This is a genomic window from Morganella morganii (assembly GCF_041099235.1).
GTDB classification, from domain to species: Bacteria; Pseudomonadota; Gammaproteobacteria; order Enterobacterales; family Enterobacteriaceae; genus Morganella; species Morganella morganii_E.
Genome location: NZ_JBFZSO010000009.1, coordinates 128,147 through 150,937, shown reverse-complemented (window position 1 = coordinate 150,937; position 22,791 = coordinate 128,147). Strand labels below are relative to the sequence as shown.

Annotated in this window: 20 protein-coding genes; 9 read left to right on the top strand and 11 right to left on the bottom strand. The window is 51.1% G+C overall.

Annotated features, from left to right (window positions below):
• Nucleotides 1–91 precede the first annotated feature (91 nt).
• Both mutS and AB7038_RS14750 read right to left on the bottom strand, forming a co-directional pair.
• A complete protein-coding gene (gene mutS, locus AB7038_RS14755) occupies nt 92–2,653 on the bottom strand; it encodes a DNA mismatch repair protein MutS (RefSeq protein WP_368890053.1) in 2,562 nt (853 codons plus the stop codon).
• 404 nt (nt 2,654–3,057) lie between these two features.
• Nucleotides 3,058–3,510 carry a hypothetical protein gene (locus tag AB7038_RS14750; protein WP_369453572.1) on the bottom strand — a complete coding sequence of 151 codons (453 nt, stop codon included), beginning with the start codon at nt 3,508–3,510 and terminating at the stop codon, nt 3,058–3,060.
• A 343-nt stretch (nt 3,511–3,853) separates the two neighbouring features.
• Here AB7038_RS14750 and AB7038_RS14745 point away from each other — a divergent pair, with 343 nt between their 5' ends.
• The 3 genes from AB7038_RS14745 to AB7038_RS14735 are packed head-to-tail and all read left to right on the top strand — an operon-like array spanning nt 3,854 to nt 7,142.
• Nucleotides 3,854–4,849, top strand: a complete 996-nt coding sequence (locus tag AB7038_RS14745) for a hypothetical protein (RefSeq protein WP_368890055.1) — start codon at nt 3,854–3,856, stop codon at nt 4,847–4,849.
• A complete protein-coding gene (locus AB7038_RS14740; RefSeq protein WP_369453571.1) occupies nt 4,849–5,991 on the top strand; it encodes a BamA/TamA family outer membrane protein in 1,143 nt (380 codons plus the stop codon). The genes AB7038_RS14745 and AB7038_RS14740 overlap by 1 nt, the downstream gene beginning before the upstream one ends.
• The gene (locus AB7038_RS14735) at nt 5,991–7,142 is read left to right on the top strand and encodes a DUF4056 domain-containing protein (protein WP_369453570.1); all 1,152 of its coding nucleotides are present in this window, start codon (nt 5,991–5,993) and stop codon (nt 7,140–7,142) included. The genes AB7038_RS14740 and AB7038_RS14735 overlap by 1 nt, the downstream gene beginning before the upstream one ends.
• On the opposite strand, the gene AB7038_RS14730 is transcribed toward AB7038_RS14735, so the two are convergent.
• From AB7038_RS14730 to AB7038_RS14710, 5 genes are all read right to left on the bottom strand, one after another.
• Nucleotides 7,122–7,601: a GNAT family N-acetyltransferase gene (locus tag AB7038_RS14730; RefSeq protein WP_072872323.1), complete on the bottom strand. Its 480-nt coding sequence runs from the start codon at nt 7,599–7,601 to the stop codon at nt 7,122–7,124. The genes AB7038_RS14735 and AB7038_RS14730 overlap by 21 nt on opposite strands.
• Before the next feature lie 82 nt (nt 7,602–7,683).
• The gene (locus AB7038_RS14725) at nt 7,684–8,742 is read right to left on the bottom strand and encodes a hypothetical protein (RefSeq protein WP_369453569.1); all 1,059 of its coding nucleotides are present in this window, start codon (nt 8,740–8,742) and stop codon (nt 7,684–7,686) included.
• Nucleotides 8,739–9,722 carry a hypothetical protein gene (locus AB7038_RS14720; RefSeq protein ID WP_369453568.1) on the bottom strand — a complete coding sequence of 328 codons (984 nt, stop codon included), beginning with the start codon at nt 9,720–9,722 and terminating at the stop codon, nt 8,739–8,741. The genes AB7038_RS14725 and AB7038_RS14720 overlap by 4 nt, the downstream gene beginning before the upstream one ends.
• 112 nt (nt 9,723–9,834) lie before the next feature.
• On the bottom strand, nt 9,835–11,307 hold the full coding sequence (locus AB7038_RS14715; RefSeq protein WP_004236182.1) for an anion permease: 1,473 nt from the start codon (nt 11,305–11,307) through the stop codon (nt 9,835–9,837).
• Nucleotides 11,308–11,500: 193 nt separating this feature from the next.
• Nucleotides 11,501–12,439, bottom strand: coding sequence for a helix-turn-helix domain-containing protein (locus tag AB7038_RS14710; protein ID WP_369453567.1), 939 nt, complete (start codon nt 12,437–12,439; stop codon nt 11,501–11,503).
• A 79-nt stretch (nt 12,440–12,518) separates the two neighbouring features.
• Here AB7038_RS14710 and AB7038_RS14705 point away from each other — a divergent pair, with 79 nt between their 5' ends.
• Entirely contained in the window at nt 12,519–13,115 is a 597-nt protein-coding gene (locus AB7038_RS14705) for a TetR/AcrR family transcriptional regulator (RefSeq protein ID WP_349419130.1), read from the top strand.
• Nucleotides 13,116–13,139: 24 nt separating this feature from the next.
• Here the strand turns inward: AB7038_RS14705 and AB7038_RS14700 are convergent, their stop codons facing one another.
• Both AB7038_RS14700 and AB7038_RS14695 read right to left on the bottom strand, forming a co-directional pair.
• Nucleotides 13,140–13,640 carry an alpha/beta fold hydrolase gene (locus AB7038_RS14700; protein ID WP_369453566.1) on the bottom strand — a complete coding sequence of 167 codons (501 nt, stop codon included), beginning with the start codon at nt 13,638–13,640 and terminating at the stop codon, nt 13,140–13,142.
• Complete coding sequence (locus AB7038_RS14695; protein WP_369453565.1) at nt 13,640–13,993, bottom strand: hypothetical protein; 354 nt, start codon at nt 13,991–13,993, stop codon at nt 13,640–13,642. The genes AB7038_RS14700 and AB7038_RS14695 overlap by 1 nt, the downstream gene beginning before the upstream one ends.
• Before the next feature lie 385 nt (nt 13,994–14,378).
• On the opposite strand from AB7038_RS14695, the gene AB7038_RS14690 reads away from it, so the two are divergent.
• The 5 genes from AB7038_RS14690 to AB7038_RS14670 all read left to right on the top strand — a co-directional run bounded on the left by AB7038_RS14690 (nt 14,379) and on the right by AB7038_RS14670 (nt 20,728).
• Nucleotides 14,379–15,272, top strand: a complete 894-nt coding sequence (locus AB7038_RS14690) for a hypothetical protein (protein WP_072872345.1) — start codon at nt 14,379–14,381, stop codon at nt 15,270–15,272.
• Nucleotides 15,273–15,783: 511 nt separating this feature from the next.
• Nucleotides 15,784–17,082: a dicarboxylate/amino acid:cation symporter gene (locus AB7038_RS14685; protein WP_368890063.1), complete on the top strand. Its 1,299-nt coding sequence runs from the start codon at nt 15,784–15,786 to the stop codon at nt 17,080–17,082.
• A 444-nt stretch (nt 17,083–17,526) separates the two neighbouring features.
• Entirely contained in the window at nt 17,527–19,185 is a 1,659-nt protein-coding gene (locus AB7038_RS14680; protein ID WP_025154353.1) for a fumarate hydratase, read from the top strand.
• A gap of 26 nt (nt 19,186–19,211) precedes the next feature.
• On the top strand, nt 19,212–19,802 hold the full coding sequence (gene cobO, locus AB7038_RS14675; protein WP_024472838.1) for a cob(I)yrinic acid a,c-diamide adenosyltransferase: 591 nt from the start codon (nt 19,212–19,214) through the stop codon (nt 19,800–19,802).
• Nucleotides 19,803–19,975: 173 nt separating this feature from the next.
• Nucleotides 19,976–20,728, top strand: a complete 753-nt coding sequence (locus AB7038_RS14670; protein WP_368890064.1) for a M48 family metalloprotease — start codon at nt 19,976–19,978, stop codon at nt 20,726–20,728.
• Between the two features lie 44 nt (nt 20,729–20,772).
• Here AB7038_RS14670 and AB7038_RS14665 read toward each other — a convergent pair whose 3' ends face one another.
• Nucleotides 20,773–21,684 carry a LysR substrate-binding domain-containing protein gene (locus AB7038_RS14665; protein ID WP_004236170.1) on the bottom strand — a complete coding sequence of 304 codons (912 nt, stop codon included), beginning with the start codon at nt 21,682–21,684 and terminating at the stop codon, nt 20,773–20,775.
• Between the two features lie 31 nt (nt 21,685–21,715).
• A complete protein-coding gene (cobT, locus tag AB7038_RS14660) occupies nt 21,716–22,777 on the bottom strand; it encodes a nicotinate-nucleotide--dimethylbenzimidazole phosphoribosyltransferase (RefSeq protein ID WP_369453564.1) in 1,062 nt (353 codons plus the stop codon).
• Nucleotides 22,778–22,791: the final 14 nt, after the last annotated feature.

Sequence of the window (22,791 nt, the reverse complement as noted above, 5' to 3'; positions counted from 1 at the left end):
GTGATCCGTAAAACAGCGTTCTCAGGGCAGTTATAAATATGATTCATGCAAAAGGGGGGAATAAATTCCCCCCTTTTCTTTTGTCCGGCTGTCAGAGCATCTCTTTCAGGCGATAGAGCCAGTCCAGCGCCTGACGCGGTGTCAGTGAATCCGGGTTAATGCCCGCCAGCGCATCCAGTGCCGGGGCCGCTTCCTCCGGTGCATCCAGCAGATTCATTTGCGGTGTTTCCACATGGCTTGCCGTCGCATTCAGTGACAGCGATTCCAGCTCGCGCAGTTTCTGCTTCGCGCGTTTAATCACATCACGCGGCACCCCGGCGAGCAGTGCCACTGCGAGGCCGTAACTTTTACTGGCCGCGCCATCCTGCACGCTGTGCATAAAGGCAATGGTATCGCCGTGCTCAACTGCATCCAGATGGATATTGGCCACGCCTTCGAGTTTTTCCGGCAGCGTGGTCAGCTCGAAATAGTGGGTAGCGAACAGTGTCAGTGCTTTGATACGGTTTGCCAGACTTTCCGCACAGGCCCAGGCCAGAGATAAACCATCATAGGTGGATGTGCCGCGCCCGATTTCATCCATCAGTACCAGGCTCTGTTCCGTGGCGTTATGCAGGATATTGGCGGTTTCGGTCATTTCCACCATAAAGGTGGAGCGGCCGGAAGCGAGATCATCCGATGCCCCGACGCGGGTGAAAATCCGATCCACCGGGCCGATAACGGCTTTTTCTGCCGGCACAAAACTGCCGATATACGCGAGCAGTGCGATAAGCGCAGTCTGCCGCATATAGGTACTTTTACCGCCCATGTTCGGGCCGGTGATAATCAGCAGGCGGCGCTGTGGTGACATTGTCAGCGGGTTAGCGATAAACGGCTCTGTCAGTACATGTTCGACAACCGGGTGACGACCGCCGGTGATCTGAATACCGACTTTATCCGTCAGCTGCGGACAGGTGTAATTGAGGGTTTCCGCGCGCTCGGCCAGGTTGGTGAGCACATCCAGTTCCGCGAGAGTGTCCGAACTGAGCTGCAGAGCTTCCAGGTGAGGGAGCAGCAGATCAAACAGCTCATCATAAAGCGCTTTTTCAATCGCCAGTGCTTTGCTCTTGGAGGTCAGAACTTTATCTTCATACTCTTTCAGTTCCGGAATGATATAGCGCTCGGCATTTTTCAGCGTCTGGCGGCGGACGTAATGGATCGGTACCAGATGGCTCTGTCCGCGGCTGACCTGAATATAGTAACCGTGGACACCATTAAACCCGACTTTCAGTGTATCGATACCGAGTTTTTCCCGCTCGCGGATTTCCAGTTTGTCGAGATAATCACTGGCACCGTCCGCCAGGGCACGCCACTCATCCAGTTCCTCATTGTAGCCAGGGGCAATCACACCGCCGTCACGCACCAGTACCGGCGGCGCTTCAACAACGGCCCGCTCCAGCAGAGCCTGTAATTCATCAAACTGTCCTATACGCTGTTGCAGTGTCTGAATATACGGATCAGATACCGCACTCAGCTGTGCCTGAATATCCGGATACTGTGAAAAAGCATGGCGCATCCGCGCCAGGTCACGCGGACGGGCGGTACGCAGCGCCAGGCGCGCCAGCACCCGTTCCAGATCGCCAATCTGGCGCAGAACAGGCTGTAAATCCGGGCTGATTTCCATCAGCGCGGCAATCGCCTGCTGGCGGTTGGCGAGCACCGCTCTGTCACGCAGCGGGGAGTGCAGCCAGCGCTTGAGCATCCGGCTGCCCATCGGGGTTACACACAGATCCAGTACGGACGACAGAGTATTTTCGGTGCCGCCGCTGAGGTTCTGGGTGATTTCCAGATTGCGGCGTGTGGCCGCATCCAGAATCACATTTTCCTGAAGGTTTTCCAATGTCACACTGCGGATGTGCGGCAGTGAGGTGCGCTGGGTATCTTTGACATATTGCAGAAGACATCCGGCGGCCTGTAAGGCCAGCGGAGCATTTTCCACACCGAAGCCGTGCAAATCCCGGGTGCCGAACTGTAATGTCAGCTGCTGACGGGCAGTTTCGAGCTCAAATTCCCATAACGGACGGCGGCGCAGCCCTTTCTGATTCTGAATAATGGCGAAATCCGCCATATCTTCCGGATAGAGCAGTTCCGCCGGGCGGGTGCGCTGTAATTCCGCCGCCATCGCGTCTTTATCTTCTAACTGGAGGATACGGAAACGGCCGGACGTGATATCCAGAGTGGCGTAACCAAAGCCGCGCGCATCCTGCCAGACAGCGGCGAGCAGATTATCCTGACGCTCCTGTAGCAGGGCTTCATCACTGACCGTTCCCGGCGTGACGATGCGGATCACTTTGCGCTCCACCGGGCCTTTGCTGGTGGCCGGATCGCCGATTTGCTCACAGATGGCAACCGACTCCCCGAGCTGAACCAGTTTTGCCAGATATCCCTCAACCGCATGGTGCGGCACTCCGGCCATCGGGATCGGCTGACCGGCGGTCTGGCCGCGTTTGGTCAGTGAAATATCCAGTAACTGTGCTGCCCGTTTGGCATCATCAAAGAACAGCTCATAGAAGTCACCCATCCGGTAAAACATCAGAATATCCGGATGCTGAGCCTTGAGCCGGAAATACTGCTGCATCATGGGTGTATGGGAGTCAAAGTTTTGGTTGTCAGTCATAGGGATTCTGTTAACACACTGAAAGAGTTGCGGTTTATCAACTGTCCGCCCCGGGTACAGTCTTCATTAATGTACCTAAAATAACACAGATTATGATGAAAGAGGGGATTCCTTCCTGCACCACGGTGAATTATTGAAAAGGGTGGAGGAAGATCGCAAAACCGGGGAAAAGATGAGAAAGTCACGCGAAAAGCCGCGCAATATACGTTTACGCGGCTTCACCATTCTGTGTTGTTCTGTTCCCTGAACAAGCACATCAGGTTTATACAAACAGATACTGCTGAGAACTTAATGTACTTTATTGAATTATATTTTAAATGTTAATTAAACATCCGGAGTAATGATTTATATCTGTCTTTAATGTTATCCGGTTGAATTCAATAACTATTACTGGGCTGTTTTTATTATTCCTCAGTTACAACAATTGACGTTACGGTATATTTACCATTTGCATCTTCACCACCCTGGTAATAATACAGACGTCCTTCGATAAAGAAGAAGTTAAAGTTTTTACGGTCATCGATAACATAGTCAAATTCAAATCTGCTGACCAATCCGAGTGTTGTGGTTGAATAAACTTCCATAGTTTTGCCGGCTAAGTCAACCGCACAAATATAAGTGGTGGCAGTCACATCATCATACGCAGCCTGGATAATGTCATAATAACGACCAAAGTTTTTACTGAGGACACTTTCGCCCAGTGTACCGTTTTTATAGACAGGCTTAATCAGGTAATTTCCGCTTTCATCTTCTGCCAGAAGAAACGTTTTATTGCCAACATTATAGATAACTGTCTGCGGATAAATATGACCTAACTCACCTTTGTCAACCATCGTTAATTTTACTTTACGAGCCATAATATTACTCCTTTGATATTAATCGCACTCCGATGTGGTGCGGTTATAGTTATAAGGAAATGGCATGGTATCCGCAATATTGAAAGTTAATGATGTTATTATTTAAATTATGCAATCTAATATAAAATATATAGCATTACTATGCAGGAAATATTGTTCCCTGTATAAATTACATCATCTGTGAGTATTTTTCTGATGGTAACGCTTGGTTACTGTATCCATTGGTAATAATAACGTTACACACATAGCAATTATTGCTTATTATCGCACGTAAAGTCCGGAATTTATCAAAATTAGCCGTTAGAATTCATCACCATTTAATTATACGAAACCGGCTTATATTATGTTACGCCCGATATTCCATACTCTGATTATTACCGGCTCACTGAGCCTGAGCGCTTTTTCTTATGCTGACGGCCCGTCATTATCATTAAGTGTCAGTCAGTCCGGCGGCACTGTACAGAATGAAGATGGCTCTCTTGATGCCACCCGTCCTTCTGAATCCAAATCCCGTATTCTGCCTATCTGGGGTGATGAAGCCCGTGCCCGTGGTTATGATATTCCCGAGCCGTTTGGTGTCGGTTATAACTATATGAATCTGCGGCAGGATATTGTTGTGGATAAAATCGGTTTTATTATGCCGAAAAACCCTGAAACGGCGAGTGCATTATCCGTTGATGCCGGTCATACACGGGAAAAAAGTGAAACCCATATGCTGAAAGTGGATTCCTGGATTTTCCCGTTTATGAATGTGTACGGTTTATACGGGAAAACCAAAGGGAAATCTCACACTATTCTGAATGGCGGGGCCTTTGATCTCGGGTTTACAAAACTGCCGCTGGAATTCCTGGAAGGACAGCCGTTCGATTTGGATTTCGAAGGTAAAACGTATGGTGCCGGTATGACACTGGCCGGCGGATATAATCAGTTTTTCGGAACCGTTGATCTTAACTACACCAAAACCAATCTGGATATCCTCGACGGGGATATTAAAGCACTGGTGATTTCCCCGCGTATCGGTTATGAATTTGTCTTTTCACCATTAATCGCCGGTCAGGGAAATACCAAGTTACAGGTCTGGACCGGGGCCATGTATCAGGATATTACCCAGCGTTTTAAAGGGGATATCAGCGGACTGAGTTTACCGGGACAATTCCAGGATTTTGTGAATGCGCTGGATGATCCGGGAATGAAATTCGATGTTGAACAGCATCTTGCCCATAAATGGAGCAACCTGGTCGGTGCCCGGTTAGAAGTGACCCGCAATTTTAATATAATCTCAGAAGTGGGCTTTAATAATCGTAACAGTTTCTTTATTTCCGGAGAATTCCGTTTTTAATGATATTTCGTTATTGCGCCGCCGGGCTGGCATTTGCCGGTCTGGTGGCGGTTCACACAGCAAAGGCCGGTTATTTACCCTCACGGGAACAAATTGATGATGCACTGGCCGGACTGGGCAGTAATAATCAGTTTGATCGCAGCAAAACCATCGACTGGGGGGTATTACCCGGGCCGTTTTATACCCCTGAACTGGAATTGGGTGTCGGGGTGGCGCTGGTCGGCATGTATCAGGCGGATAGTGATCCTGACAGTAAAATATCCACTTTATCCCTCAGTGGTTTTGCCTCCTCAACCGGGGCCTTCGGGCTTAATCTGAATAATTACACCTATCTGGACAATGATAACTGGCGTTTTTATCTCAGCGGCACAATTAATAACGTGCCGACGGATTACTGGGGAAAAGGGTATCAGGCCGGGCGCGTCAAAGATCATTTCGGTGAATATAAGTCACAGCAACTGCGGCTGACACCGTCACTGCTGCGCCGTGTGGCGGATGATACCTATCTGGGGGTAGGCTGGGATTTCAGTACACTGAATGCTGCCTCGCCGGATAAACCGTTCAGCCGCTATATGGATGAGCATGACTATGACCGGCATGCGGTCAGTTCCGGAGTCAGCGCCACCTTCAGTTATGACAGCCGGGACTTCCTGCCGAATGCCCGTCAGGGGCAGGCGCTGGATCTGCGTTATACCTGGTATGCGCCGTCACTCGGCAGTGATACGCGGTTTAATACCACCGAGATTCAGTACAACTATTATTATCCGCTGGATGATAAAACGGTGCTGGCGTTTGATAACTACGCGCGGTTTGCATCCGGAGATGTGCCGTGGGATCAGTACTCCCGTCTGGGTAACGGGCGGCAGATGCGCGGGTATTACGATGGACGTTATCAGGATAATCATGTCTTTGCCTCACAGGTGGAATACCGGCGCAAACTGAACTGGCGGCACGGTATTGTGCTCTGGGCCGGCGGCGGGACGATGAGTGAGAGTGCGCGTCATCTCTGCGGCGGTCACTGGCTGCCGAACGTCGGTGTGGGATACCGTTTTGAATTCAAACCACGGATGAATGTGCGGCTCGATTTTGGTGTCGGGAAGCAGAGCAGCGGTTTTTATTTCCAGGTCGGGGAAGCATTCTGATGCGGGCATTTATCAGCGCAATTCTCATGATGGTGCTGTTATCCGGCTGCCAGAGCCGGATGACCGACGTGCCGGTTATCCGTGCCGGCCTTTCTCCGCAAACCACGGAAGCGGCGGCTCAGGTATTTCCGGTTGCAGATGATGTAAGTGCACCTGACGGGCTGCGTCCCTGCTGCGCATTTGGTTATGATCTGCGGGCAAAGCTGGGGCCGGTTCCGGTGCCGTTTTACACCATCGGCAATGTGCTGACCGCCGGTGATTTGGGGGAGCATGTCTACAATGACAGCTTCTGGTTTGGCGTGGCAGAAGTTATCGGCCTGAGTAATGAAAACCTCGGGATCATCTATTCCCGCCACGGCGGATTTATCGATATTGCCCATGTACGGGATACCGCTGATTACACTTATTACCTGTTCACACAAATCTATCCGCACCTCGGTGAGGCCCGGATGCTGACGCTGTCGGATGAACTGTCTTCCCGCCGTATTCAGTTCCGCCGTTTTACCCCGCCGCAGGATCCGGCAGAGCGCTATACCCTGAGTGTGTATCTGGCCGCGTGGCTCGCGTTTCGCCTGGCGGCATGGCATGAAATTGCCCAATGGTATGGCTATCACTCGGTTCCCGGTTTTTCTGAGGAAATTTCGGCATTTACCCCGGAAGATCTCTATTCCAACCTGCTGGGTGCGCGCCTTGCCATCACCTTGCTGTTACAGGGGCACGGCGGGTCAGTCGCTGATTTTAACCGGGGTATGGAGGGTATTCTTCCGCAGGCACTGGCACAACTGGATGCACAGCCCGCCGCTGTCACCCGGCAGATGTTTGACAGTATCGACGGGCTCTGGTGGGATAAACGGCAGCGGGTACCGGAGAAGTTTCTGGTGCTGCGCCGGGATTACAGTGTGAGTGATGACCGGCTGCCATCACTGCCAGCGCAGGAAACCGCCGCCGGAGCGCGGCTGGCATTACCTCAGTACTACCGGGGCTGGTCTCTGGCGGATTTGGCATCCTTTGAGCTGTGGCGGACTAATTCTCCCGGAAATCTGCCGGTGACCGCACTGCCGTTTACCGAAGCGGATTTTCCGGCACTGACAGCACATGCGGCGGCTGAGGATAAAAAAACAGCGCCGGTGTCAGTGCAGCGAAATCAGTAACAGCGGGAGAACCCGGCCGGGCAGGGATTCCGACGGTGTTTCCCCGATACGGATAGCCCCCTGGCGGATATAAAATGCCTCCGCATTCGGGTCGGCATCCACCAGAAGTGCGCTGATACACTGTGTCCGGGCGGAGGAAACCGCCCACTGGTACAGTGCGCTGCCGATCCCCTGATGCAGATAATCCGGATGCACAAAGAGTTTGGAGAGTTTTCCGTTCTCTTCCTGGCGGTTGATGGTCAGCTGCACAACACCGGCGATTTTGCCGTTAATTCGTGCGGTCATCAGCCGCGAACGGTCAAAATCAGCGGAGGTAATGGTCAGTTCATCCCGGCAGGTCGCCATAAAGGTCTCATCATATCCCCAGTGCTGTTTTGAGCGCAGGCACAGACGGGTCAGATACTCCGCTTCATCACGCTGAGGCGGGGCGAGTAAAAAAACGGGTGCTTCTGTGGTCATAACGATCGAATCCGTGATTTTGCTGAGACGAATAATAATAGCAGATCAAATGTCAGGCTGCGTAAGCCGGCGGTGTGTTATTTCACCGCAGACGGATGTCATTTTGTACCGGGGTTATCAGCGCGGAAAAGCTGAACGGCTGGTTGTGCATCTGCCCGGTATTACAGTGACGCAGAAAGCGCGATTCCCTGAGCGGCAGCAGATCCGGACGGCCGTGACAGCCCAGCGTCTGTAACTGACCCGGCCAGTGTTTGGCTGCCAGTTTCAGGTGTTCTGCCGGGTCACCGGCGATCAGATTAAAACCGTACGGCAGCCAGTGTGCCGGTTCAAATTTCCTCTGTAATGTCAGCCCCCAGCCGGAGACGGCACTGTAAACCGGCGGCCGGAAATCCGGTGCCAGCACATGGCGGAGTGTCAGCTCCCGTGCCTTCACCATCTGCAGTAAACGGATATGCTGCGGCAGACGCGGCAGTTCATCCGGCACCTGTGACAGCGAGCTGTACAGCCGTTCCGCCATCATCGGGCTGTCGAGCAGAATAAAGCGCGGCGAGTTGCTCACTCCCCTGAAGAACAGACAGGTATCCCACAGGATCAGTTCCGGGGCTGGTAAATCTGAACCACAGATCGCCATAGCGCTGATCTTCGGCCCGTTTTCGGTCAGGCGGATATGCGGCGGGGTGATTTTCCGCCAGTGGCGGATCAGGGCATCGCTTCCGGTCACCACCACGGTATCGGTATTGCGCAGCAGTGCGGCATCACTCTGCGCCGGATCGGCAAATTCACAGATGATATTGCCTGCACCCGGCTGTCCGCACAGCATCGTGAGCCAGTCACTATGATTACGGGTTCTGATACGGACGGCGGTGCCGGTGATATAAGCGGCGATGACCAGTTCCGCCGTGGTCAGCGGGTTATAGCCGTTATCAATAATCAGGACACGTTCTGCCGCATACCATTGTGTGCCGCTGAGGGCGCTTTCTGCCGCGGTATCAATGGCGCGGGTATCCGCCAGACATTGCAGACGCATCTGACAGAAGGAGTGTGTGGCCGGATCGGCGGAAAATAGCGGTTTACGGCTGAGAATTGCCGACAGGTGGTCTTTGATGGCCGCAATACGCGGGCTGACAGCATCTGTCATCATATCTCATCTCCGCTGAGGCCGTCCCGCGCCGTAATACTGCCCCGGTAATACATCCAGGGCAGCATGCTGCCGCAGGCACAGCCGGTACCCTGCTCACAGACATCGGTCGTCAGCAGGCGCTGGGCGGGCAGCGGCGTGAGCAGCGGGGTATTCAGCTGTAACAGACCGGTATTGCCTGCGCCCGCCGGATAGCTATTCTCACCAACCAGCATAAAGCGGGTAAATTGCGGAATATGGAAATGCCCTTCCTGACAGCTGACATAATGCAGCGGGTGTGCCGGTGTGCTGTAGATTTCACGGATGGTGACGGACGGTGCCAGCAGTGTCTGCGGCAGATTATCGGTGATGATCCGGCGGTGGCTGCTCTGACCGTGGCTGCTCAGTATACGGATATCCCCTTTCAGGGCAAAAGGTGCCGGGCTGCGCTGTGCGAACTGCGCGGCATGATGTGCGGCGGCAAAGATATACACCGGATCAGGTTTCTGCGCCCACTCCATCAGCACCGCCCAGGCCAGCACGGTATTCGGCTGACCATCCGCAAACACAGCGGTGACGCACTCTTTTACCGGCGCAAACTGTGTCAGTTCAGGAAACAGCGGGGTGTCGTATTCATTGTGCGGAGAGGTCTGCAGTGATGTCAGCAGCAGGAAACGCGCCGGCCGGGTATCGGTGAGTCCGCTGAGACGGAGAACAGATGCCATCGCCCGTTTGATGGTTTCCGCGTGTTTTGCCTCCGTGTGCGTGGCCGGACACCCGCTGCGGAACAGCGCTGCGGGAATGACCGGCGCGGGCTCCGCGTTATCCAGCAGGGCATAGGACGGATTATAGCGGCAGTGATAACGATCAGTCTGCTCCATCGCTTTCAGATAGCGGGTTTCCGCCGACGGGGTCAGCGGCGCACAGGGCGACGGATTATCCGCGAACTGCTCAATCGCGCCGGTGTCCGCAGATACCGGCTGCACAATCTCCTTTTGCATCATCCCCTCGTGTTATCACTGATAAAAACTGCGGGGTCAGTATATAAGTATTCTTTATGCGATAATTCTTAATTCGGCAAAGAATACGCACAGGATGATGATGCCGGTCAATCTGTTACCAGTATCCGAGGAGTTTCCACCACAGGCTGCCGGCGATAATCCAGATAACCAGGTTAACGATGCTCATCACCAGGCCGGTTTTCCACCATTCACCGAGTGTGGTGTAACCTGAACCGAAAATAATCGGGGCGGTGCCGGTGCCGTAATGAGTCAGTGACATCATCAGCGAGGAGGAAAACGCCAGGGTCAGCCCGAGCAGCATCGGTGGTGCGCCGAGTGCCAGTCCGGCGGCATAAAATGCCGCGAACATGGCGGTGATATGCGCCGTGGTGCTGGCAAAAAAGTAGTGGGAATAGACATAGAACAGCACCAGCAGCAGCATCCCGCCGGTCCAGCCGATCCCGAGATGATCAATACCGCCGCCGACTGTCAGGGAAACCCACTTTATCAGCCCGAGTTTGCCGAGGAATGATGCCATCATCACCAGCGCGGCGAACCAGACCACGGTATCCCACGCCCCTTTGTTTTTCAGCACATCATCCCAGCTCAGCACACCGCTGCACAACAGGGCTGCAAGGCCGATAAAGGCGGCGGTGGTCGGGTTCACATTATATTCACTGCCGAACAGCCAGCCGGGCACGCCGGCCCACAATGCCAGCAGAAGGATAAAGACCCCGAGTGTGATTTTTTCCGGCAGAGACACCGGGCCGAGTTCGCGGATCCGCTCACGGGCAAATTCCGGGGCATCCGGGGTGGCGGTGATCTCCGGTTTATACAGAAAATAGATCACCAGCGGCATGGTAATCAGCGAGATCAGCGCCGGTAAAAATGCGGCCACAGCCCACATCGACCAGCTCAGCTCTGCTCCTTTGCCGGCCTCCTGTACAATCAGGGTGACAATCAGCGGGTTAGGTGCGGTGGCGGTAATAAACATGGCGGACGTGATAGGGTTGGTATTGTAATTCACCAACGCCAGATAACGGCCGATTTTCCCGCTGGTGCCGTCATCGGCTTTTGAACCGAAACTGTCAGCGATAGAGCGCATAATCGGGTGAATGATCCCGCCGCCACGTGCGGTATTGCTGGGGGTAACCGGTGCCAGCACGGTTTCGGCGATCGCCAGGGAATAAGCGATACCCAGTGTTTTCTTGCCGAACAGGGAAATAAAATAGTACCCGATACGTGCCCCGAGCCCGGTTTTATTCAGGCTGAGGGAAACCATAATAGAGACCCCGATAAGCCAGATAAGCTCATTGGAAAAGCCGCTCAGGGCATCAGCGAGCGCAGCTTTCGCGGAGCCGGGATTAGTCACGCCGGTCAGGGCGACAAGGGCAATCGCCACCATGGAAACGGCACCGATAGGCATCGCTTTACCGATAATCGCGGCAATTGTACCGACAAACAGTGCAAGCAGATGCCAGGCATTAGGATCAACGCCATCGGGTACAGGAACAGCAAACCAGATAATACAGGTAATAAGAACAGCGATTAAGGAAGGAACAGGTTTCAGCGGAGTCAGTTTATTCATAGGTCCGTCCGTGGTAATTGTATTTAACTGCCGGAGGGTGACGTATTTATACTGAGTTAATGAAGGTTATAGTATATTACAACAGGTTAATAACCGTGCTGAGATTTACTGACCGTAATCAATATTATGTCAGATACCGGTTATTTTTCTGTAACAGAAAATAACCGGCATGAACAGGGAGAAACGCGGGGAATTAAAGTACCGGAATATAATAATCCACACACAGATGCTCAGGCGGATTATCCGTTATCGCTTCAGTACGGGTATATTTTTCGATATCCAGTCCCGGACGGCGGCATAATCCGAGTTGTGGTAACGCGTATAAATACACATTGAAGGTGAAATCCCGGTAATCACGGAATAAGCCGTCAAAATGGAATTTTGCATATTTCCCGCGGTTGATCACCGCCGGTGTTAATTCGTTTCCCTGCACAATAAAGGCCGGATCATCCACCCCGATATGATAGCCGATAGCAATACATTCCGGTTGATCCGATGTTCTGTCATAGGCGGTGCGGACATAACAATGCGGAAGGTCCGGTGACACCAGACGGATAAAATCACGCCAGAATGTCGTGCGGATCTCTTCATGCAGATGGCCGATTTCATCCAGCGGTGACTGGTAGTGATAGCCTTTTTCCATAACAGCGATATCATCCAGCATAATAATGTCCGGCTGCGGCAGCGGCGGCATTTCCGGTTGTACCGGCGGTTGCAGCGTTGTCAGATCCCAGTTGGGATTACGGCGGTATTCTGTCGGGGTCATATTAAAGACCGCCTTAAAACGCCGGGCAAAAGATTGCTGGGAATCAAACTGATACTTCAGCGCGATATCACCGATGTTTTGTGTGGTCAGCCGTAATTCGGTGGCGGCTTTTGTCAGACGGCGGCGGCGGATATAGCCTGCCAGCGTCATATCGGTAAAGCGTTTAAAAATCCGCTGAAAATACCATTTGGTATAGCCGGAACGTTCAGCCACCACATCCAGCTGCAGTGACTTATCCAGGTTATGCTCAATCCACAAAATAATGTCTTTTATCACACTGAGATAAAAGGCATTGTCATCCTGTTCTTTATCGGTGACCGGTACGGAATCAGCGGATTCCGTGACAGTGTTATCATGTTTAAGCATAAGGATTTCCGTTTGTTGGCACCCAAAAAATACTGTGATACTATTACATACTGATAGTATGTAACAGGGCATTTTTACCATGAACACACTGACCAGGCAACAGGAAAATTCAGCACGGACGCGGCAGGCATTACTGATTTCGGCACACGGACTTTTTATTGAAAAAGGCTATCAGTCCGTTTCGATTGATGAAATTGCCCGTGATGCACGGGTCACAAAAGGGGCGTTTTATCACCACTTTAAAAGTAAAAGTGACCTGTTATTGCACTGCTATGAAATACAATTACAGAAAATCAGTGCTGTCCTCGATAATATTGAACCTCTGGCGGATAAATGGGAAGAGCTGCGGCTTGTTGTCCGCAGTTTCATGAATTATCTGGAACAGCATTACCGGGAACTGATTCCGGTTCAGGAAGTGATGCCGGTCGCCGGGTGGTATGAATTTGAGGATATTAACCGGCGCTATATCAGCAGCCGGGTGGATGATATTATCAATCAGCTGAAAGCAGAGCAGACAATTAAAGAGTATGACTCTTATCTGTTATGCAGCCTGATCCACGGTTTTATGATGCATATTACCCTGAATATCAAAAGTCTCGCGGAATTCCCCGGTTTTAAAGATGATTTCACCGAAATTTATAATAACTTCCTGCAGACACTGAAAAAAACATCCTGACGGAATACGTCTGCTGACATAATGTCAGCGGGCGGATAAAAACCGGGTAATGGCAGGAACCAGTTCCGGGTGCAGCGCCAGCGCCGGGTTATTGTAACTGCCGATGGCCGCCGCACAATCAGCAGGGGTCGCTTTCAGAACGTGATTCATGGTTGCTATCTCCGCATACTGATTATCCGGTGCGGTACGGATAAGCCGTTCGCCGTTTTCCGGAGGGATTTGACAGTCATGCCCACCCTGAATAATCAGCCCCGGAACGGTCACTTTTGCCAGTTCTTCTGCCGGATCATACTGCATCCACACCATAAAATAGCGCTGTAATTCCGGGGCGAACAGAATATTGAGAGACGGCGGGACATTCTCCGTGGTTTTTTCTGCTTTCAGCCGGTCAATCACATCATTGATATAAGCCAGCGCCTCCGGCGGGAATGGCTGAGCACGCATTTGTTTTTTCAGGATAATATCGATGGTATATCCCGCAGGTGAAATCAGGATAATCCCCGCCGGTTTATGCTGCTGTGCCATCAGGGTGGCAAATAACGCCCCTTCGCTGTGGCGGACAGATACACGGGGGTGTCCGGATAGCGCTTTTGCAGGAAATCAAACCATGCCTGATAATCACTCAGATAACCGGCAAAGGTGATATCTGCAGGGTTAATGGTTGCCGCACCGGCACCCGTTCCTGCTTTGTCGGTCCGCAATGTGATATAACCGGCAATAAACAGGATGACACCTTTCGGTTTGCTGTTTTCCGGTAGTGTCAGTGTGCCGTTAAGGCCGTTTATTTCAGCCGGGATATTTTTCCCGGCAGCAGCCGTCTGCAATGAAATAAAAATAATCAGCAGGGCGGTAAAACAATGGCGTAAAACAGCAGTCACGGTAATATCCGGTATAATAATATGAATAAAAAAACATATCACTGAACCGGGGATTGTCATACAGAAATATTGCCGGGGTGCACATAATGCGCGATAACATCACCGGATGACGAATAGTTAAATATTAATAACGAATTAAAACAATCTGCTTTTTTGCTATTCTGCTGTTTATGACAGTAATAATGCAGATTGGCGATAACAGAAAAGAAACTGCGGAAAAAACACAATAACGCCTGATGATATAAGTCATCATTCTGTTATTTTCCGGCTTTGCCTGATTATTGTGTTTTGCTGCCCCGGCGTTTGCCGGTAATTTATCCTATGCCGGGGAAATAAGGATTGATAATATCGGGACTGTGTTCAGAACAATATGATGAGACCGATTATGAAAACCGCAATAAAACTAAGTGTATTAGGTTCTGCCGTATTATTAATGGCCGCCTGTGACAGTCTGGATCCTGACAGCACTAAAAATGAATTCTGGTACAGCAACCCGACTGACACCACACTGACCTTTAAAGTGGATGACAAGGAATACACCACCGAACCGGGTACCGCCGCGAAACTGAAATTATCACCGGGTATGCACAGCATTGAGAATGCGAAGGGTGAGAAACAGAATTTTATGGTGTATGACAATAACAGCGGCGGCATTATTAACCCGGATAATCACGTCTATTATATGTTGTCTGAGGTTTATGCGGTGGAAGGGCAGAGCGATCGCTTTAAACCGGCGCTGTATGAGGTCACCATTAACGGCCATGATTTGCAGATGCCGGTGCGCAGCAGCAATGCCACCCTGATTGACCACAATCTGTTTAATTGCAGTTACCCTGTCGGTACGGCGTTCCCGGCAGAGATTACCACCAGTAACCGCCAGTCTGTCGGCAATATTAAAACCAAGTGTTTTGATAAAGCGGAACTGGTGGCCTATATCGAATCGGATTACGGCGAAAAATTACAGCCGGTTGCACCTGGTGATGAGCTGAAAGATTCCGTCAATATGACTTTCGATTACGCCATTCCGGAGCCGCAGTTTAAAGATGCGGAAACACAGAAACAGGCGCTGAAATTAACCGGCCTGCTGAAGCAGATTAACGAATCGGATAATCCGGACATTCACGACAAGCTGAATAAAGAGATCCACCAGACCACCATGGATCTGGTCTCCGCGTCTGCCGGGTCCGCGTCATCCAATACGGTGGCGGAAAATGAGTATTACAACACTTTTATCACACAGACCGGCAATTTCCGTGCCTTCGGGGTTCTGCCGAAATAAGTGATTTTTCATTCAGTTCCTGAAAGGGCGGCATTTGATGCTGCCCTTTTTTATTAATTTTTTTTATGAAAAATAATAGGGTGCTTATTTTATCAGCAACAAAAAATTAAACAATAAAGAGAGGGACATCAAATAAAAAAGGAGTATGATTTCAGGAGAGCCGTATTTTTCATCTGAAAACCGGCCGGCAGTATAAAAAAACAACATCGGCGTTAATCCGATGTAAATAATAGTTTAAAACACACTTTATTACGTAACATCTGTTACGGAATCCTTTATCTGCAACAAAGTAATGGCGGAATAATGTACGGTCCGCCCGGTAAAATAGCACATCACTATGTCAATAGCGGTGTATTTTATTGTTTATTTTGTTAAAGGCAGATGTCAGTTTTGTTCTGAACTCCCTCACTTTCTGCTTATTATTTTTTCTGCTGCCGTCAGGCTCAGAAGAAATTAATCAGATTTTTTAAAGTCTCCGGGGGATTAAGTACATCAGCATTATGGAGATAGTATGAAGTCAAGAAGTTTAACGACCTGGATTGTGGCTGCGTTATTTATCGGGGTGATTGTCGGCTTTGCGCTGAACAAACTGGCCACTCCCGGGTTTAATCAGCAATATTCTGCTGATATCTCAGTGGTGACAGATATTTTCCTGCGACTCATTAAAATGATTATCGCGCCGCTGATCCTCTCCACGCTGGTAGTGGGTATTGCAAAAATGGGGGATGCGCGGACACTCGGCCGGGTTTTTTCCAAGACGCTGTTTTTGTTTGTCTGCGCTTCTTTTATTTCCATCACTCTCGGGCTGGTGATTGTTAATCTGCTTAAACCGGGGGCGGGAATTAACTTTGTGGCACCGGCGGATACGGTGGTGGACAATGTGGCGACCGCCGCGTTTTCGGTGAAAAACTTTATCGCCCATCTGATCCCGACCAGTATCGTTGATGCTATGGCCCGTAATGAAATTTTGCAGATCGTTGTTTTTTCTATTTTTATGGGGATTGCCCTTTCCGCTATCGGTGAAAAAGGTAAGCCGATTCTGACACTGCTGGAGTCGGTGGTCAGCCTGATGCTGAAACTGACCGGCTATGTCATGCTGTTTGCGCCGCTGACGGTTTTTGCCGCCATTTCCGGTATGATCGCTGAGCGCGGGCTGGTGGTACTGCTGGAAGCCGGTATTTTTATGGGTGAATTCTACCTGACGCTGGCCACATTATGGCTGGTGTTAATCGGCCTGGCTGTTCTGATCACCGGGCGCTGTATTCTGCGGCTGACCAAAGGGATCACCGAACCGGCACTGCTCGCGTTTACCACCTCCAGTTCTGAAGCGGCGTTCCCGGGCACACTGAAGCAGCTCGAGCAGTTCGGGGTCTCCAATAAAATCGCCAGCTTTGTGCTGCCGATTGGCTACTCCTTTAATCTCGTCGGCTCAATGGCGTACTGCTCTTTTGCGGTTATTTTTATCGCCCAGGCCTGCAATATTGAGATTTCCATGGGGGATCAGATTACGATGCTGCTGATCCTGATGCTGACATCCAAAGGTATGGCGGGTGTGCCGCGAGCCTCGCTGGTGGTGATCGCCGCCACACTGACGCAGTTTAATATCCCGGAAGCCGGGTTAATTCTGCTGATGGGGGTCGATCCGTTCCTGGATATGGGCCGCTCCGCGACCAACGTAATGAGTAATGCGATGGGCGCGGCGATTGTCGGTCGCTGGGAAGGCGAGCATTACGGGGAAGGCTGTCACGGAAAACCGCCGGTAACGGTTGTTGATATGGCAGAGCCGGAGCCGCTGAAAAAAGCAGGCTGAAGAACATATTCTATGTATGAAAAAACACAGGTACGGATTTTTACCTGTGTTTTTTTATATCCGCAGTTTGCATCTCATGACCCGCTTAACACTTTTACATTTTCATTATTCTGTATTTCCGTATTAAGATCTCATTTTTATTAAAATAAACTTTAGTTTTTTATTTTATAAATTTAATCCAATCATTAAATGTAACAATAATATGTTATTTTCTCATTTTAAAATCGTTAATTTATAGTTTATTGATTTGTTTTTAAATGGATTTTTTAATAATATTAAAATGCTGTGATACGTATCTGTTCCTTCATGAAATTCACCAACTTCTTCATTTTAATCATTTGTTTTCGTGCATAATAAGCCACCATAATCGGGACAGGTAATTTTATTTTTTAAATTGTGAGTCAATAGGTTCTTCATTTTTCTGATTTAATACGAGTGAATATAATGACAAATAAAACTTTTGAGTATCAGGAGCCATTCCCGTTATCGGAAGATAAAACGGATTATTATCTGCTGAGCAGGGAGCACGTTTCCACGGCGACATTTGAAGGCCGTGAGATGCTTAAGGTTGAACCTGAAGCGCTGACGCTGATTGCCCAGCAGGCCGTGCATGATGCTTCCTATTTCCTCCGCCCGGCACACCAGAAACAGGTTGCTCAGATTTTAAGCGATCCTGACGCCAGCGAAAACGACAAATATGTCGCGCTGCAACTGCTGCGCAATGCGGAAATCTCTGCCAAAGGGGTTCTGCCGAACTGTCAGGATACCGGCACCGCGACTATCGTGGCGAAAAAAGGCCAGCAGGTGTGGACCGGCGTCAATGATGCGGAATGCTTATCCCGTGGTATTTACAACACATTCCAGCGTGAAAACCTGCGTTATTCACAGAATGCGGCGCTGGATATGTACACGGAAGTGAATACCGGCACCAACTTACCGGCACAGATTGATATCCTGGCCACCGAAGGCGCGGAATATCACTTCCTGTTTATCAACAAAGGCGGCGGCTCTGCTAACAAAACCGCGCTGTATCAGGAAACCAAAGCGATTCTGGAACATGATCGCCTGAAAGCGTTCCTGATCGACAAAATGAAGTATCTCGGTACCACTGCCTGCCCGCCGTACCATATTGCGTTCTGTATCGGCGGCACCTCACCGGAAATGAACCTGAAAACGGTGAAACTGGCATCGACCAAATATTATGACAATCTGCCGGATACCGGTAATGAGCTGGGACGCGCCTTCCGCGACCGTGAGCTGGAGCAGGAGCTGCTGGAAGCCACCCGTGAGTTCGGTTTCGGTGCCCAGTTCGGCGGTAAGTATTTCGCCCACGATATCCGTGTGATCCGCCTGCCGCGTCACGGTGGTTCCTGCCCGATTGGTCTGGCACTGTCCTGTTCGTCTGACCGTAACATCAAAGGCAAGATCACCAAAGACGGGATCTGGCTGGAGAAACTGGAATACAATCCGGCAAGTTACATTCCGGAATCCATGCGCAAAGAGAATGAAAGCGACATGGTCAGCATCGATCTGAACCGGCCGATGGCAGAAATCCTGAAAGAGCTGAGCAAATATCCGGTCTCCACCCGCGTTTCTCTCAGCGGCCCGCTCATCATTGCCCGTGATATCGCGCATATGAAACTGAAAGAGCGCCTGGACAGCGGACAGGGATTACCGCAGTATTTCAAAGATCATATGGTGTACTATGCGGGTCCGGCGAAAAAACCGGAAGACCTGGTCTCCGGCTCCCTCGGCCCGACCACCGGTAACCGGATGGATCCGTATGTGGACTTGTTCCAGTCGCAGGGCGGCAGTATGCTGATGCTGGCAAAAGGAAACCGCAGTCAGGCGGTGACTGATTCCTGTAAAGCACACGGCGGCTTCTATCTGGGCAGCATCGGCGGTTCTGCGGCGATTCTGGCTCAGGAATATGTGAAGAGCCTGGACATTCTGGAATACCCTGAACTGGGTATGGAAGCCGTCTGGAAAATGGAAGTGGAAGGGCTCCCGGCCTTTATCCTGGTGGATGACAAAGGGAATAACTTCTTCGAACAGGTTCAGACGAAAAAATGCGAGAAATGCGTGGCAGGCCAGCCTGCCTGAGCCAACACTTTCCCTGAGGAGTTTGCATGAGCGACGAACGTTATCAACAACGGCAACAGAAACTGAAAGAGCATGTCGACGGGCGCGTTGCCGCGGCTCAGAAGACCGGCGGGGTCCTGATGGTCTTCACCGGTAACGGGAAAGGGAAATCCACTGCGGCTTTTGGTACCGCGACACGCGCCGCCGGACACGGTATGAAAGTGGGCGTGGTGCAGTTTATCAAAGGCCAGTGGGAGTGCGGCGAGCGCAATGTGCTGGAAAAACTGGGGGTTGAGTTCCATATTATGGCCACCGGTTTTACCTGGAACACGCAGGACAAAGAAGGCGATACCAAAGCGGCACAGGAAGTATGGCAGTTCGGCAAAGCGATGTTGCAGGATCCGTCCTATGACCTCGTGGTGCTGGATGAACTGACTTACATGGTGCGCTACGGCTATATCGACCTGGATGAGATTATCAGTTACCTGAAAAATCGTCCTGAAAACCAGAGCGTGATTATTACCGGCCGGGGATGTCACCGCGATATCACTGATCTGGCAGACACCGTCAGTGAACTGCGTCCGGTTAAACACGCGTTTGACAGCGGTATTCAGGCACAGAAAGGTATCGACTGGTAATTCATCCCGCAAATACAGTCTGTCATTACAATCGCTCCGTTGATACGGGGCGATTTTTTTTGCCGGTACGGCAGCGCTGCGCCGTATTTTTCGGAATAGACTGCTGGCAGCGGATGAACATAAATTGATACCTTTGCATTCGTAAAAATACCGAATAAACGGAAACAAACAGAATGCAATTAAAGACGATCGCGGCCCTTGCAGTATCCGCTGTTGTTCTGGCCGGTTGCCAGAATATGAATTATGACACCCTGGCGCAGTCCGGCGGCCAGTTATTTCAGGCTGCCACCTTAACTGATGCGGATATGGTGAAACTGACTGACGGTGCCTGCAAAGAGATGGATGCAAAAAATAACATTGCACCGGCCTCCGGAAAATACGCGGCACGCATGGACAAAATTGCCAAATCATTAGGTTCCGATGTGAACGGCACCAAAGTGAATTACAAGGTTTATATGACCAATGAACCGAATGCCTGGGCGATGGCGAACGGCTGTGTCCGTGTATACAGCGGTCTGATGGATATCATGAATGATAATGAAATCGAAGGTGTCCTGGGGCATGAGTTAGGACACGTCGGCCTGGGTCACACCCGCAAAGCCATGCAGGTTGCCTATGCTGCCGTGGCGGCAAAAACCGCGGCGGGTTCAGCGGGCGGTCTTGCGTCTGAGCTGAGTAATTCCCAGTTTGCCGATATGGGTATCAAACTGGTTAATGCGCAGTTCTCACAGCGTCAGGAAACGGAAGCGGATAATTATTCCTATGATCTGCTGAAAAAACGCGGCATTTCTACTGAAGGTCTGGCTACCGGGTTTGAAAAGCTCGCGAAAATGGATAAAGGGCAGAACAGCATATTTGATTCTCACCCGCCGACCGCAGAGCGCGCAGAGAATATCCGTAACCGGATCGCGGCAGATAAACAGTAAGTGTGATTCATAATAAAAAAGGTGGCCCGGGCCACCTTTTTTTATCAGGACAAAATCAGTTCTTTTTCCCGTGATTTCTCGTGGATCCAGTCACTGAACTTCCGCAGGTTGAGTGATCCTTTTTTGTCCTCTTTATAAGTAAGGACAAAGCGGTTGCCGGTGCTCATCGGCAGGTCGCACGGGATCACCAGGTCGCCGTTTTCCAGATCTTTCTGGATGGCAAAACGCGGCAGCAGCGCCACACCGAGATTTGAGCGGATAGCGGAGATCAGCATCGAAAGCAGATCAAAGCGCGGGCCGACCCGGGTTTTCGGGTTGTGAATGCCCGATAGCTGGAACCAGTCACTCCAGGCATCGAGGCGGGTGGTCTGGTGCAGCAGAGTAAACTCTTCCAGCACCTGGCTGGTGGTGAGCTTGATACTGTCATCCCGCCACAGCATGCGGCTGCAGACCGGCACCAGCTCTTCCTCAAACAGATATTCAAAATCCGGCCACGGATTACAGAAATCCTCACGCATGATCGCCGCATCGTATTTCAGGCTGGTAAAGTCCGCCGGAGTGGTTAATGCGCTGATACTTAATGCGATTTCCGGATGCTTCTCCCGGAAGCTTTGTAAATTCGGGATCAGCCAGTGTGTACTGAAGGTCGGCGTTACCGCCAGCTCAAACAGCTGCTGTGAGGATTGCCAGGACATAATATCCTGGGTATCTTTCTCCAGCTTATCCAGCGTGTCATGCACCAGCCCGAGGTAATGTTTTCCGGCATCACTGAGGAAAATACGTTTGCGGACGTGATGAAACAGCGACACATTCAGAAATTCTTCCAGCGCGGCTATCTGACGGAAAACCGCGCTCTGGGTCAGTGATAACTCTTCCGCTGCCCGGGTGTAGCTTTCATACTGTGCGACAGCTTCAAAGGTGATCAGTAAATCCGTTTTCGGGATCTTCTTTCGCATAGCGTTTTACTCCCTAAAAATATAATCCATTTTACCGGATGGGGGATGGCGGCAGGGTGAAACCGCTGCCGGCCTGATGCCCCATATGACAATACATGCTGCATGCGGCATTAATAACGGACATGGCTAATGCCGCGCCGCTGCCTTCACCCAGCCGGAGATCCAAATATAAGAAAGGTTTCAGACCGAGCTGCTCAAGCGCAATACCCGCGCCTTTCTCGGCGGAAAAGTGGGACGGGATCAGATAGTCCCGGACAGCAGGGGCCAGACGGCAGGCTGCGATAGCGCAGGCGTAAGATAAAAAGCCGTCGAGCACGACAGGAATACCGCAGACGGCGGCACCCAGAATCACACCGGTCATCCCGGTCAGATCATACCCGCCGACTTTGGCGAGTACATCAATGGCATCTGCAGGATCCGGCTTGTTCAGCGCGATAGCCTGTCTGACGATCGCTTCTTTGTGCGAGACGCGATCCAGCGGCAGATTGGCACCGATACCGACGGTATCATGCGGATCAAGCCCGCACAGGACGCTGATCATCGCAGACGCCGGGGTGGTATTGGCGATGCCCAGTTCCCCGGTGCCGACAACGCGGATCCCGGCGGCAACCCGCTGTTTTACCAGCTCTGCACTGACGACCAGCAGATGCTCTGCATCGGCATAAGACATTGCCTGGCCTTTGGCAATATTGCCGCAGCCGCGTGCCAGTTTCAGGGAAATCATGTCATCAATCGGATCGCAGTCAATGCCGATATCCACCGGCAGCACGCTGGTACCGTTGCTGCGGGCAACCGCGCAGACACCGGTCAGCTGTTTCTGGATATTGCGCGCCTGGATAGCAGTGACTTCCTGTGGGGTGACGGCGACACCTTCTGCAAATACGCCGTGATCCGCACACATCACAATAATTTCTTTCGGCAGATTATCCGGATGGTCAATCCCCGGCATTCCGGCAAGGTGTACCGCCAGATCTTCCAGGCGGCCGAGACTGCGCGGCGGCTTGGCCAATCCGTTGATATGCTGCTCTGCCGCCTGCATGGCCGCGTGATCCAGAGGCGGGATCGCGCGGATCAGGTCTTTCAGTGTTGTCATTGTTTTTATGCTCA